General features: G+C 64.1%; 10 protein-coding genes and 8 tRNA genes. 3 read left to right on the top strand and 15 right to left on the bottom strand.

Features of this window, described 5'->3' with window-relative positions; translation table 11 throughout:
• Positions 1–121: 121 nt before the first annotated feature.
• From ABB28_RS01775 to ABB28_RS01825, 11 genes are all read right to left on the bottom strand, one after another.
• Complete coding sequence (locus ABB28_RS01775) at positions 122–2,080, bottom strand: peptidyl-prolyl cis-trans isomerase (protein WP_057506976.1); 1,959 nt, start codon at positions 2,078–2,080, stop codon at positions 122–124.
• Positions 2,081–2,225: 145 nt separating this feature from the next.
• Positions 2,226–2,302, bottom strand: a tRNA-Asp gene (locus tag ABB28_RS01780).
• Positions 2,303–2,408: 106 nt separating this feature from the next.
• Positions 2,409–2,485: transfer RNA gene (locus ABB28_RS01785), tRNA-Asp, on the bottom strand.
• A gap of 86 nt (positions 2,486–2,571) precedes the next feature.
• Positions 2,572–2,648, bottom strand: a tRNA-Asp gene (locus ABB28_RS01790).
• 26 nt (positions 2,649–2,674) lie between these two features.
• A tRNA-Val gene (locus ABB28_RS01795) sits at positions 2,675–2,749 on the bottom strand.
• Between the two features lie 11 nt (positions 2,750–2,760).
• Positions 2,761–3,033, bottom strand: a complete 273-nt coding sequence (locus ABB28_RS01800) for an HU family DNA-binding protein (protein WP_042613351.1) — start codon at positions 3,031–3,033, stop codon at positions 2,761–2,763.
• Between the two features lie 204 nt (positions 3,034–3,237).
• Positions 3,238–5,700, bottom strand: a complete 2,463-nt coding sequence (gene lon / locus ABB28_RS01805) for an endopeptidase La (RefSeq protein ID WP_057506977.1) — start codon at positions 5,698–5,700, stop codon at positions 3,238–3,240.
• 142 nt (positions 5,701–5,842) lie between these two features.
• The gene (gene clpX, locus ABB28_RS01810) at positions 5,843–7,132 is read right to left on the bottom strand and encodes an ATP-dependent Clp protease ATP-binding subunit ClpX (RefSeq protein WP_042613349.1); all 1,290 of its coding nucleotides are present in this window, start codon (positions 7,130–7,132) and stop codon (positions 5,843–5,845) included.
• 126 nt (positions 7,133–7,258) lie between these two features.
• Positions 7,259–7,885: an ATP-dependent Clp endopeptidase proteolytic subunit ClpP gene (gene clpP / locus ABB28_RS01815; protein ID WP_042613348.1), complete on the bottom strand. Its 627-nt coding sequence runs from the start codon at positions 7,883–7,885 to the stop codon at positions 7,259–7,261.
• Positions 7,886–7,955: 70 nt separating this feature from the next.
• Positions 7,956–9,251, bottom strand: coding sequence for a trigger factor (gene tig, locus ABB28_RS01820; protein WP_057506978.1), 1,296 nt, complete (start codon positions 9,249–9,251; stop codon positions 7,956–7,958).
• Between the two features lie 195 nt (positions 9,252–9,446).
• Positions 9,447–9,533, bottom strand: a tRNA-Leu gene (locus ABB28_RS01825).
• A 157-nt stretch (positions 9,534–9,690) separates the two neighbouring features.
• On the opposite strand from ABB28_RS01825, the gene ABB28_RS01830 reads away from it, so the two are divergent.
• The gene (locus ABB28_RS01830; protein WP_057506979.1) at positions 9,691–10,908 is read left to right on the top strand and encodes a GAF domain-containing sensor histidine kinase; all 1,218 of its coding nucleotides are present in this window, start codon (positions 9,691–9,693) and stop codon (positions 10,906–10,908) included.
• Positions 10,909–10,968: 60 nt separating this feature from the next.
• Here ABB28_RS01830 and ABB28_RS01835 read toward each other — a convergent pair.
• From ABB28_RS01835 to ABB28_RS01845, 3 genes are all read right to left on the bottom strand, one after another.
• Positions 10,969–11,044: transfer RNA gene (locus ABB28_RS01835), tRNA-Lys, on the bottom strand.
• 126 nt (positions 11,045–11,170) lie between these two features.
• A tRNA-Lys gene (locus ABB28_RS01840) sits at positions 11,171–11,246 on the bottom strand.
• Between the two features lie 82 nt (positions 11,247–11,328).
• Positions 11,329–11,405: transfer RNA gene (locus tag ABB28_RS01845), tRNA-His, on the bottom strand.
• Positions 11,406–11,765: 360 nt separating this feature from the next.
• Between ABB28_RS01845 and ABB28_RS01850 the strand changes: the two genes are divergently transcribed.
• On the top strand, positions 11,766–12,185 hold the full coding sequence (locus ABB28_RS01850) for a hypothetical protein (RefSeq protein ID WP_057506980.1): 420 nt from the start codon (positions 11,766–11,768) through the stop codon (positions 12,183–12,185).
• A 27-nt stretch (positions 12,186–12,212) separates the two neighbouring features.
• Here the strand turns inward: ABB28_RS01850 and ABB28_RS01855 are convergent, their stop codons facing one another.
• Complete coding sequence (locus ABB28_RS01855) at positions 12,213–12,626, bottom strand: hypothetical protein (RefSeq protein WP_057506981.1); 414 nt, start codon at positions 12,624–12,626, stop codon at positions 12,213–12,215.
• 572 nt (positions 12,627–13,198) lie between these two features.
• Here ABB28_RS01855 and ABB28_RS18295 point away from each other — a divergent pair.
• Complete coding sequence (locus ABB28_RS18295; RefSeq protein ID WP_245625242.1) at positions 13,199–13,501, top strand: LexA family protein; 303 nt, start codon at positions 13,199–13,201, stop codon at positions 13,499–13,501.
• Positions 13,502–13,646 lie beyond the last annotated feature (145 nt).

Raw genomic sequence — 13,646 nt, forward strand, 5'->3', positions numbered from 1 at the left:
GGCGAGCGCAGCGGGCCGTTGCATCAGGCATCAACGCCAGGCATGGCTTGGCGCTACCGAGGGGACGCGCAACAAAAAGCCCGGCAGTGCCGGGCTTTTTGTTCGCCGCCGCGGCCAACCGTTACAGGTTGGCTTCGGTGGTCTGGACGACGAAACGCTTGCGGGTCGACTTGATGAAGGCGTCGGCCGCGGCCATGCCGTCGATCTGGCTCAGCTGCTGCTTGAGCTGCTGGCGCTGTTCGGCGGTCACTTCCTTGACGTCGCCCGGGGTGACCTTGGTCACCGCGAACACCACCGCACGACCCTGCACGTCCACCTTGCCGTAGCTCGGCTTGCCTTCGGCCGGCAGCGCCGCACCGAACACCGCACGGTTGATCTCCGCGGTCGGCACCGGCTGGGTGCGCGGCAGGCCCGGCATCGGGCTGACCTGCAGCTTCTCGCTTTCAGCAAGCGCCTGCAGCGTCTGGCCGCCCTTCAGCTTGGCCAGCAGCGCATCAGCGGCCTTCTCGGCGGCCTGGCGGGTGCGGTCGGCGTGCACGGCGGCGATCACCTGCTCGCGCGCCTTTTCCAGCGGGATGGCCTGCTCCGGGGTATGTTCGGCCACGCGGATCACCACACTGTGGTTACCCGATTCGTCCAGCGCGATCGGATCGCTGGAGGTGCCGTCCTGTACCAGGATGTCGGAGAACGCAGCGCGCAGCACGGCCGGGTTGGCGGCGATGCCGGTGGCATCCTGGCGGGTGAACGGACCGACGGTCTGCAGCGGCAGGTTCACCGCCTTGGCGGCAGCGGCCAGGTCGCTCGGGCTCTTGTTGGTCGCATCGACCACGCGGCCGGCCAGCTCGGTGTAACCGCGCTCGCCATCAGCCTTGGTCTGCTCGGCCATCAGCTGGTCGCGCACGTCTTCGAACGAACGTCCCTCACCACCGCGCACTTCGCGCACCTGGATCACGTGGTAGCCGAAGTCGGTCTTGACCGGGCCGATGATGTCGCCGGCCTTGGCTGCGAACACGGCATCTTCGAACGGCTTGACCATCGCACCGCGATCGACCCAACCCAGGTCGCCGCCCTGCTCCTTGGACCCGGTGTCATCGGAGTTGGCCTTGGCCAGCGCGGCGAAGTCGGCGCCTGCCGCCTTGGCGTCGGCCGCCAGCTTGGCGGCCTTGGCTTCAGCGCCGTCGCCGGTGCTGATCAGGATGTGCGAAGTCAGGCGCTGTTCCGGCGTGGCGAAGCGTGCCTTCTCTTCGTCGTAGCGCTTGCGCAGGCTGGCTTCGTCCGGCGCGGCCGGTGCCGGCAGCGTGGCGCCGTTGATTTCCACGTATTCCAGCTTGACCGACTCGGCCTGGCGGAAGTCCTTGGTGTGCGCGTCATACCACTGCTTGATCTGCGCATCGGTGACCGGTGCGGTGTCGGCCGGCTGCTCGGGCAGCATGGCGATTTCGACGTCGCGGGTTTCACCCAGCAGCTTGAGCAGGCGCTCGGTCTCGGCTTCGGTGACGAAGCCGGAGTTCTGCAGCGCACTGGGAATGATCGACTGCTGCAGGCTGGTGCGCACCAGCTGTTCGAACATCGCCGGGGTGCGCGGCGGGTTGCCGCTGGCCAGCGCGATGCGGTACTGGTCGCCGTTGAACTTGCCATCGGGGCCAAGGAAGGCCGGGATGGTGGCGATGTATTCGCGTACCGCGGAATCGCCGATCACCACGCCGGACTGTTCGCCAGCCAGGCGCACGACCTGTTCGTCGATCAGCTGGTCGAGCACGGCGAGCTTGTTCTCGGCGCTTTCAAAGGCGCGCGGATCGAAGTCTTCACCCTGCTGCTGGCGCACGCGGGCACGCTCCTGCTCGAAGCGCTCGCGGAATTCCTGCGACGTGATTTCGTGGTGCTTCCACAGCAGGCGGGCCGGCCACCAGGACGGTGCCGAGGACCACCAGGACGGCGGTGCCGATACTTTGGCCACGTTCTGCGCACCGACGCCACCGAGGTAGCTGCTATCGATGACGAACAGGAACGGGATCATCAGCAGCCCCAGGATCACGGTGACGATCCAGCCCGAGGTCTTGTCGCGAAGTTTCTGCAGCATGGGAAAAATCATGGCCTTGGTGGCGAGCCGCGCAGTGTAACCCGCTTCAGGCGCAGGCTCCAAAGCAGGTGCCACGCGGGGCGCAGCGGGGCCGGACGCGAGGCATAAAAAAAGCCCCTGGTTTTCACCAGGGGCTCTTCAATCGTGGCGGAGCGGACGGGACTCGAACCCGCGACCTCCGGCGTGACAGGCCAGCATTCTAACCAGCTGAACTACCGCTCCGCGTTGAAACTTTGCAGGCGCTCATTCTATCCGAAGATCGTCTGATTGCCCAGCCTCATGAACACTTTTTTTAGAAGTTTTTCACAAGGTGTTACCAAATCTGCAGTGGCGGAGCGGACGGGACTCGAACCCGCGACCTCCGGCGTGACAGGCCAGCATTCTAACCAGCTGAACTACCGCTCCGTGCTGCAAAACTTTTTGTCTTCCCTTCCGCCGAAGCGGTGGAGAAAACAAAGCCCCCAGGGTGAACCCGGAGGCCTCGTTGAAAATGGCGGAGCGGACGGGACTCGAACCCGCGACCTCCGGCGTGACAGGCCAGCATTCTAACCAGCTGAACTACCGCTCCACATTTCAAACTTTACCGCGGTGCTGTGGTGGGTGCTGAGGGTTTCGAACCCCCGACCCTCTCCGTGTAAAGGAGACGCTCTACCGCTGAGCTAAGCACCCCAGCGAGCCGCTTAGTTTACAGCATCCTTCAGGGCCTTACCAGCCTTGAACGACGGATTCTTCGAAGCAGCGATCGCGATGGTGTCGCCGGTCTTCGGGTTGCGGCCGGTGCGGGCAGCGCGGTCACGGACCTGGAAGGTGCCAAAGCCGACCAGCGTCACAGCATCACCGCTCTTCAGTGCCTTGGTGACGGCAGCAACGACGGCATCGACAGCGCGAGCGGACTCTGCCTTGGTCAGGTCAGCGGTCTCGGCAACGGCGTCGATCAATTCGGTCTTGTTCATTCTCTACAGCTCCTTATTGCGGGGGACCCGCGGATTAGCCAGGGACGCCATCGTTCGTTGCAGCATGCACGACGGCAAATTGGATCGGTTCAGCGAATTGGATGCAGCTGATTCGCGAGTGCTGCTTTTATACCAGTGGCCCTACACCCGCGCAAGCCGAAAACCCAGCAATGACGCGGGTTTCGGCCGTTTGCGGTACGCGCTTCAGTGCTTGACGCGCGTGGCGGAAGGTGTCTTGGCCTTGCTGCGAACAGTGACGCGCTGCGCAGTCTTACGCGCCTTCTTCGGCGTCAGCGGACGCTCCAGTGCCAGGTCGAGCACCTGCTCGATGTACTTCACCGGGATGATGTCGATATCACGCGTGACGTTGGCCGGGATGTCGGCAAGATCCTTGCGGTTCTCTTCCGGGATGATGACCGTGCGGATGCCACCACGCAGTGCCGCCAGCAGCTTTTCCTTCAAGCCGCCAATGGCCGTGACGCGACCGCGCAGGGTGATCTCGCCGGTCATCGCCACATCGGCGCGCACCGGCACCTTGGTCAGGATGGACACCAGCGAGGTGACCATCGCCGCGCCGGCGCTGGGGCCATCCTTGGGGGTGGCACCATCGGGCACGTGCACGTGCACGTCCTGCTTCTGCAGGAAGGCGGCATCGATACCGAACTGCACCGCACGCGAGCGCACCACCGACAGCGCGGCCGAAGCGGACTCCTTCATGACGTTGCCCAGCTGGCCGGTCAGGATCAGCTGGCCCTTGCCCGGCACCAGCGTGGATTCGATCTGCAGCAGGTCGCCGCCGACTTCGGTCCATGCCAGGCCCGTCACCAGGCCGATCTCGTTTTCTTCTTCGGCGCGGCCGAAGTCGAAGCGACGCACGCCCAGATACTTGTCCACGTTGCTGCCGTCCACCAGCACCAGCGCGCCCTTCTTCGCCTTCTTCCCCTTCACCGCCTTTGGCTTGGGCAGGCCGGCCGGACCGGCCAGCGCGATCTCCTTGACCACCTTGCGGCAGATCTTGGCGATTTCGCGTTCCAGGCTGCGCACGCCGGATTCGCGCGTGTAGTAGCGCACGATGTCTTGGATCGCCGCACCCTCGATTTCCAGCTCTTCCGGCTTCAGGCCGGCCGCCTTGATCTGCTTGGGCACCAGGTAGCGCATGGCGATGTTGAGCTTCTCATCCTCGGTATAGCCGGGGATGCGGATCACTTCCATGCGGTCCAGCAACGGGCCGGGAATGTTCAGCGAATTGGACGTGGCCACGAACATGACCTCGGACAGGTCCAGGTCCACTTCCAGGTAATGGTCGTTGAAGGAGTTGTTCTGTTCCGGGTCCAGCACTTCCAGCAGCGCCGACGACGGATCGCCGCGGAAGTCCATCGACATCTTGTCGATCTCATCCAGCAGGAAAAGCGCGTTCTTGCTGCCCACCTTGTTGAGGTTCTGCACGATCCGGCCGGGCATCGAACCGACGTAGGTGCGACGGTGGCCACGGATCTCGGCCTCGTCGCGCACGCCGCCCAGGCTCATGCGCACGAACTTGCGGTTGGTGGCCTTGGCGATGGACTGGCCCAGCGAGGTCTTGCCCACGCCCGGCGGCCCGACCAGGCACAGGATCGGACCCTTCATCTGCTTCACCCGCGACTGCACCGCCAGGTATTCCAGGATGCGGTCCTTGACCTTCTCCAGACCGTAATGGTCGGCGTCCAGGGTGTCCTGGGCGACCTTCAGGTCCTTGCGCACCTTGGTGCGCTTCTTCCACGGCACGCCCAGGATCCAGTCCAGGTAGTTGCGCACCACGGCCGCCTCGGCCGACATCGGCGACATCTGCTTGAGCTTGGTCAGTTCGGCCTTGGCCTTGGTTTCCACCGGCTTGGGCATGCCGGCTTCGGCGATCTTGCGGGCCAGCTCTTCCAGCTCGCCCGGCGCGTCGTCCAGGTCACCCAGTTCTTTCTGGATGGCCTTCATCTGTTCGTTGAGGTAGTACTCGCGCTGGCTCTTTTCCATCTGCGACTTCACACGGCCGCGGATGCGCTTTTCCATCTGCTGCACGTCGATTTCGCCATCGACCAGGCCCACCAGCATCTCCAGGCGCTCGCCTACCGGCAGCACTTCCAGCAGGCGCTGCTTGTCGGCCAGGCGCACGCTGATGTGCGCGGCGATGGTGTCGGCCAGGCGCGCGGGCTCTTCGATGCCGGCCAGGGTCTGCAGCAGCTCCGGCGGCAGCTTGCGGTTGGTCTTGACGTACTGTTCGAACAGCGACATCAGCGAACGGGCGATCGCTTCGATCTCGCGCGCTTCGCGGCCGTCTTCGGCCTGGATCTCCACCGCGGTGCCCTGCAGCGCGCCATCGCGCTCGCCGACCTGGCTGACCTGTACGCGCGACAGACCCTCCACCAGCACCTTGATGGTGCCATCAGGCAGCTTCAGCAGCTGCAGCACCTGCGCCAGGGTACCGACCTGGTAGAGGTCGGCTTCCTGCGGATCGTCGGTCTCGGCCGACTTCTGCGCCAGCAGCAGGATGCGCTTGTCCGCTTCCATCGCCTTTTCCAGCGCATGCATGGACTTGTCACGGCCGACGAACAGCGGGATGACCATGTGCGGGAACACCACCACGTCACGCAGCGGCAGTACCGGCAGGTCGAGAGTCTCAGTTGGGGAACGGGCCATGGGGGCTCCAGGAAGGGGGGATACGCCTCTCCGGCTCCAGCGGGGCCAGAGACAAAAAAGCCGATGGCCCCGTTATGGGGCCATCGGCGCAAGGATGCAAGACGCTGCTAAAAAATACTTTCAAATCAAGCGATTGAAAGAATCATTCAGCGCCAGCGGCCTTCTGTTCAGGTGCTGGCGGGGTCTGGTAGATCAGGTACGGTTCGGACTTGTGTTCGATGACCGACTCATCCACCACCACCTTGCTGACGTTCTCCTGCGAGGGGAGCTCGTACATGGTGTCCAGCAGCACCGATTCCACGATGGTACGCAGGCCACGGGCACCGGTCTTGCGCTTGAGCGCCTTGCGGGCAATGGCGGCCAACGCGTCGGGACGGAACTCCAGCTCGACGTTCTCCATCTCGAACAGCTTCTTGAACTGCTTGGTGATGGCGTTCTTCGGCTCGGTCAGGATGGTGATCAGCGCCGCTTCGTCCAGCTCTTCCAGGGTCGCGACCACCGGCAGGCGGCCCACGAATTCCGGAATCAGGCCGAACTTGATCAGGTCTTCCGGCTCCACTTCCGCCAGCAGCTTGCCGATTTCCTGCTTGCGCTCGGACGACTTCACCTTCGCACCGAAACCGATACCGCCCGATTCGGTGGAACGCTGCTGGATCACCTTGTCCAGGCCGGCAAACGCGCCGCCACAGATGAACAGGATGTTCTTGGTGTCCACCTGCAGGAATTCCTGCTGCGGGTGCTTGCGTCCACCCTGCGGAGGAACGCTGGCCACGGTGCCTTCGATCAGCTTCAACAGGGCCTGCTGCACGCCTTCGCCGGACACATCGCGGGTAATCGACGGGTTCTCGCTCTTACGCGAGATCTTGTCGATTTCATCGATGTAGACGATGCCCTGCTGTGCCTTCTCGACGTCGTAGTCGCACTTCTGCAGCAGCTTCTGGATGATGTTCTCCACGTCTTCGCCCACGTAACCGGCTTCGGTCAGCGTGGTGGCGTCGGCCATGGTGAACGGCACGTTGAGCAGGCGGGCCAGGGTTTCAGCCAGCAGCGTCTTGCCCGAACCGGTCGGGCCGACCAGCAGGATGTTCGACTTGGCCAGTTCGACCTCGTCGTTCTTCTGCCGGCTCTCGATGCGCTTGTAATGGTTGTACACGGCCACGGCAAGCGTGCGCTTGGCGCGCTTCTGGCCGATCACGTACTGGTCCAGGACTTCGAGGATCTCGCGCGGCTTGGGCAGCGAACTGCGCGCCGACTGCGCTTTTTCCTCGAGCTCTTCACGGATGATGTCGTTGCACAGCTCCACGCATTCATCGCAGATGAACACGCTTGGACCGGCAATGAGCTTGCGCACCTCGTGCTGGCTCTTGCCGCAGAAGGAGCAGTAAAGGATCTTGCCGCTGTCCGTGGAACGACCTTGTCGGTCTTCGCTCATGCTTCGCTTACCTGGTTACCCCACCCGTTCGACGGGGGTTCAATTCGAGAATAACACAGGGCCGAGAGGGCACCAGCCCTGCCCGACCCTGCTTGTCCAGTCGGAAAATCGACTGTTTTGCTGTAATCAACCCGCCTGGATCGACTCTTCCGGGCGACGTTCAAGGACCTGATCGACCAGCCCGTAGGCCTGCGCTTCGACGGCGCTCTTGAAATTATCGCGCTCGGTGTCGCGGGCGATCGTTTCCAGCGACTGGCCGGTGTGCTTGGCCAGGATCTCGTTCAGGCGCGCACGCAGGGTCAGGATCTCGCGGGCGTGGATGTCGATATCGGTCGCCTGGCCCTGGAAGCCACCCAGCGGCTGGTGGATCATCACGCGCGAATTCGGCAGCGCATAACGCTTGCCGGCCGCGCCCGATGCCAGCAGCAGGGCACCCATCGAGGCGGCCTGGCCGACACAGATGGTGGCCACGTCCGGCTTGATGTACTGCATGGTGTCGTAGATCGCCATGCCGGCGGTGACCACGCCACCGGGCGAGTTGATGTAGATGCTGATGTCCTTTTCCGGATTTTCCGCTTCCAGGAACAGCAGCTGCGCCACCACCACGTTGGCCATGTGATCGTCGATCGGGCCCACGAGGAAGATCAGGCGCTCCTTCAACAGGCGCGAATAGATGTCATAGGCGCGCTCGCCGCGGGCGGTCTGCTCGACCACCATCGGAACCAGATTGAGGGCTTTGGTTCGGTTGTCCATATCGTGAGGCACCTGTGTTGGGGGGAACGCCCCCGCGCCCTGGGGCGCGGGGTGTGGTGTTGTGCAGGAATCAGCCGCGGATCGCGTCCTGGAAGGACAGCTTTTCCTCGGTGTGCTGGGCGCGCTCGGCGATCCAGTCGATCACCTGCTCTTCCATCACGCGGTTCTGCAGACCCGACATGAGCTGGGGGTCGTTGCGGTACATCTCAATGACCTGCTCCGGCTCTTCGTAGGTCGAAGCGATCAGGCGCATGGTTTCATTCAGGCGCTTCGGCTCCAGCTTCAGGTCGTTGATGCGGGCCACTTCGCCGACCAGCAGACCAACCAGCACGCGCTTGCCTGCCGCGTCCTTGAAGCCTTCATGGGCGTCGGCCGGCACCTGGCCCGGATCACGGCCGCTGCGACGGATCTGCTCGACCTGCTGGGCCAGCATCGCACGGGCTTCGTTTTCCACCAGGCGCGGCGGCAGTTCGACCGAGCTGTAAGCGGCAATCAGCTGCTCGCCGACTTCGCGACGCAGGCGGTTCATCAGGGCGCCCTTGAGCTCGCGCTCCAGGTTGGCGCGGATGTCCTTGCGGAACTGCTCCACGTCGCCGGCCTTGACGCCGAAGCTCTTGATGAAGGCGTCGTCGACTTCCGGCAGCGACTCTTCGGACACTTCGGTGACCTTGACGGTGACCTGCACGGTCTTGCCGGCCAGCGCTTCAACGCGCCAATCAGCCGGGAACTCGACGTCCAGGGTCTTTTCTTCACCCTTGGCCAGGCCGACCAGACCCTTTTCAATGGTTTCGAACATCATGTTCTGGCCGATGACGATCGTGCCCTTTTCGGTCCCTTCGGCCGGCAGGCGCTCATCGCCCGCCTGGGAGAAGGTTTCCAGCGCGACCAGGTCGCCTTCCTGCGCGCCACGGCTGACCGGGGCCCAGGTACGGCGCTGCTGGCGCAGGTTTTCGATCATCTGGTCGATGTCGGCATCGCCGATTTCGGCCACGTGGCGGACCACGTTCAGCTTGGCAACATCGATTTCGCCGAACTCCGGCACCAGTTCGACGGTGGCCACGAACGACAGTTCGCCCTGCTCACCCTTGTCGATGCGCGGGCTGCCGACCACGCGCAGGGCGTGTTCGCGGATGGCCGCGTCGAAGGTTTCGCGCAGCAGGCCGTCGACGGCTTCGCCACGGACCTGCGCGCCGAAGCGCTGCTCGATCACCTTGGCCGGCACCTTGCCCGGGCGGAAACCCTTGATGCGCGTGGTGCGGGCGATTTCGCCCAGACGACCACTGATATGGGTGTTGAGGCGATCTTCCGGCAGCGAGAAGCTCAGGCGGCGTTCCAGGTTGCCGGTGGATTCGATCGAAGCTTGCATGTTGACTCCTGCCACCGGCGGCCCTGCTGGCCCCCGGTTCGATGTGATGGACGAAACGGTTGTTCGGACGCGACGGCGTTGACACGCATGCCCGCCGCAGCCCTTTAGTTTGGACGATAACGGGCGGCACTGCCAGCGGGGGTCGGTCAGGCGGGCGCGCGCATGAAACGCGCAGCTGGCGGGGTGGCCGGACCATGGTGCGAAAGGGGGGACTCGAACCCCCACGCCGGTTAAGGCACTGGAACCTAAATCCAGGGCGTCTACCAATTCCGCCACTTTCGCTGGTCTAGCCGGGTATTGTCGCAGGCGCGAGGCGGTCTTGGGTAGGGCGGGTGCGATACGCTGCCGCCGCTTGGCCTAGAATGGGTTGCACAGGCCGGCACGCCCCACCTCCCATGATGCCCGCCATGAATCCGCCCGCCGAGGAGGCGAGCATCGCATGCAGCAGCCGGCCGACGCCCCGCTGGGCGCAGACATCGCCCAGGACATCGCCCACATCGGCGCCATCGCGGCGGTGCCGCGGATCCTGGAAACCGTGGCCCACATCACCGGCTCGCGCTTCGCCGCCATCGCCCGGGTCACCGACAGCCACTGGGTCGCCTGCGCCACCTACGACACGCTGGGCTTCGGCCTCGGCGTGGGCGGGCAGCTGGTGCTGGAAACGACCATCTGCAACGAGATCCGCCAGGCCCCACAGCCGGTGATTTTCGGACATGCCAGCGAGCATCCGCACTACGCCAGCCACCACACCCCGCGCCTGTACGGGCTGGAAAGCTACGTATCGGTGCCGATCTTCCGTCCCGACGGCAGCTTCTTCGGCACCTTGTGCGCGATCGACTCGGCGCCGGCGACATTCGACGAGGTCCAGGTGGTGCGGTCGCTGGAACTGTTCGCCGAACTGATCGGCAACTACCTGCACACCGAACAGCGGCTGCAGCAGGCGGTGGCCGATCTGTCGGCGGCCAACGACACCGCCGTGCTGCGCGACCAGTTCATCGCGGTGCTCGGCCACGACCTGCGCAGCCCGCTGCAGGCGGCCAGCATGGCGACCGAGATGCTGGAGTTCGAACCGCATACCGAACGCGGCGGCATGCTGCTGACCCGCGTACGTGACAGCATCACCCGCATTGACGGACTGGTGAGGGATGTACTGGATTTCGCCCGCGGCCGGCTCGGTGGCGGCATCCCGGTGGCGCTCACCTACGATGCCAACGTGGCCGCGCAGCTGATGCAGGTGGTGCACGAGGTCGCCGGCGCGACCGGGCGCAGCGACATCATCGCGACGATCGCCGCGGATGCACCGCTGCTGTGTGATGCCGACCGTCTGTCGCAGCTGCTGGCCAACCTGCTGACCAATGCGGCCGTGCATGGCGCGCCGGACCAGCCGATCACGCTGGATATCGAAACCGACGCCAACGGGTTGGTGCTGCAGGTCCACAACGGCGGGGTGATCGCCCCGGACAAGCTGGGCAAGCTGTTTACTCCGTTCTCGCGCGAGGCCGGCGACCAGCCGCGTCCCGGCCTCGGACTGGGGCTGTATATCGCCGCGGAAATCGCCAAGGCACACAACGGCACGCTGTCGGTGGAATCCGATGCCGCGCACGGAACCCACTTCGTGTTCGCGATGCCTGCCATCCCCCTCGCGCTGGCAGGCTGAGCTTCATAGCGCCATAACAGGCAAGAAAAAAGCCACCAGGGTGACCTGGTGGCTTCTGTCTGGTGGGCCGTCAAGGATTCGAACCTTGGACCTATTGATTAAGAGTCAACTGCTCTACCAACTGAGCTAACGGCCCGAAAATCGGGAGGCGAATTATGACGTGGTCGCGACACGTCTTGCAAGCTTTTTTTTCGCGTGCGATGCCATGGGCATCATGCGGGCAAGAAAAAAGCCACCAAGCGCTTGCTTGGTGGCTTCTGTCTGGTGGGCCGTCAAGGATTCGAACCTTGGACCTATTGATTAAGAGTCAACTGCTCTACCAACTGAGCTAACGGCCCGAAAAACTAGACGAATACTTTAAGCTGCATTACGTCTTTCTGCAACGGCTGATCTGCTTTCGGCTGACCTGCCTTGAATCAGTGGGGTGGCTGAGGGGATTCGAACCCCCGACCACCGGAATCACAATCCGGTACTCTAACCGACTGAGCTACAGCCACCACTGAAACGTCGGACCCAGTGGCATCGACTGCCTGCCGCTGGAACCTTGATTTCTGCCCTGCACCGCGCCGAAAAGCGACGAATGCCGAAGCAAGTCCGCTATTTTTACGGAGTCGCCCCGGAATTGCAAGCAGTTCTTCACGCGTCCGTTTTCATGCGCGCGCCGGGCCGTACGCTGCTGCCCGCGACCGGCCGCCGCAGCTGTCGCAATTACCTCTGCATACCCGCTCCCAGCGCACCGGATCGCCCGCTCCCCTGCCCTGCGCCACGGTGACCCTGCATGAACGAGCCCTGGATCGCTGGAGCCGCCCCCATGCTCCATGTCAGCGTGACCTTCTTTCTGGTCAGAGGTCGTTGCCATGAGTACCCGCTTTCGCCCTGTCCGCATCCGCACGCAGCTGCACCTGACCCTGCGCCTGACGCAGCGCCAACCACCCGCTGACGGCGTGCCGCGGTGCACGCTGTCCTTCCGCGCCAGCGCCCCGGCGGGCTGGTGGCTGACCCGGATGCTGCTGCAGTCCAACGAGCTGGATCGGCTGATTGGTGACCTGCAGCACCAGCAGTGCCTGTTGCCGGACGACGCCACCCAGCCGTGGCGGCGCCCCGGCTGGCTGGATGCGTCGCTGCCGCTGGGGCTGGCGCGGGGCGAATATGACGCGATGATCCAGGCACTGAGCGCGCGACGCGCGGACCTGCGGCGGACCTACCTGCCGTTGATGACCGCGATGCGCGCGGGCCGGTCCGTCCCGCAGGCGGTGGCTGCGATCATCGCCTGCTGACCGGTTCGCGATCGCCGATACCAGCGGTCATACCGCGCCGCGCAGGGCGTCGCGGGCGCTGTCCACAAGCTCGCGCCCGAGCAGCAGCAGTTCGTCCACCAGGGTGTCGCCGGGCGGCACGTCGGCGGTGGCGTCATAGGTATTGGCCTGCGCCTTCTGCAGGATCCGCAGCACCGCACCGAGCCCGCGCAGCTTGCGGTCGGCCAGCCGCACATCACAGCGCCAGGCATCGGCGGCCGCACAGGCCTCGTCATGGCAAGCGGCCGCGCGCTGGCGCTGCTGCATCGTCGGCAGGCCATGCACCGGCACGTAGGCAGGTCGTACATCGTCCTGCGCCATGAGGATGGCTTCGAGCCGCGACACGAAGCGCGGCGGCAGGTTATGGATGGCTTCGCCGATCAACGCGTACAGGCGCGCGCCGGCATCCAGCTGTGGCGACATCGAGAACCTCGCAGGGCTTGAAGCCACCTGCGCCGGGGCGCGAGGTGGCGGGCGATGCGGGTTGGAGTACCGGCAAGCATGTCTATCAAGAAAAACCGGCGGATCGGGAGATCCCCGCACATCGCCCGCCATTGAACCGGCGAGGCGATGCATTCTCCGCCGTGCCCGAAGGCCACAACAGAGTGCAGATAGACATGACTTGATCGGGACTCCAATCCCGGCCGACCCCGGTGGGCCAGCAAGGACATCGTGCGCAGGCACAGCCGCTGCGTCCATGAGGAAAATTGGAGTTTGTAGCGCGGATCCAAATGGCGCGCCCGACAGAAATCGAACCTGTAACCGCCGGCTTAGAAGTCTGATTGACGCTGCAACCTTTTCAACAACTTAGATTGAATGCAATTCTGCACACCTCACCTCTAACCCATTGATTGATCTAGGGCCAGATCGACGTTTTGTGGAAGGCCGGCGCCTCCGCGCATAGCGGCGTGCCCGCCTGAACTTGGCCAAGTTAGTATTTTTACTAACATCCAACGTCTCTCGTCCTGAGACGTCGTTCGGCCAGAGTCCGTCCCATGCAATCCATTATCCCTTCCCGCACACTCGCCACGCTTATCGCACCCGCCATGATCGATGGCCCAGTGCACTTTGTGCCGCTTGCTGGCGCGCTTGTCCGACTCGGCTTGCCCTCCCCCGCCGACGACTTCATGGACGAGGCCATCGACCTGCACCGCCTGCTGGTCCGAAACCCGTCGGCCACCTTTCTCTACCGCGCCGACGGATGGTCGATGCTGGGCATCGGGATAAGCGACGACGATATCCTGGTGGTAGACCGGTCGGTCGTGCCCCAGTCCGGTGACTTGGTGATCGCTGTGTGAGACGGCAACCAGCCGAGCTGCAAGGTGCCGAAGACCTTCGAGCATCATCTCGAGCTTCACTCGGCCAACCCGGACTTCCCCCCATCGTTCTCGAAGGATCCACGGAGGTCGAAGTGTTCGCCGTCGTGGGCGTCGTCCGCCAGGT

Origin of the sequence: Stenotrophomonas chelatiphaga (genome assembly GCF_001431535.1) — a bacterium.
Taxonomy (GTDB): domain Bacteria; phylum Pseudomonadota; class Gammaproteobacteria; order Xanthomonadales; family Xanthomonadaceae; genus Stenotrophomonas; species Stenotrophomonas chelatiphaga.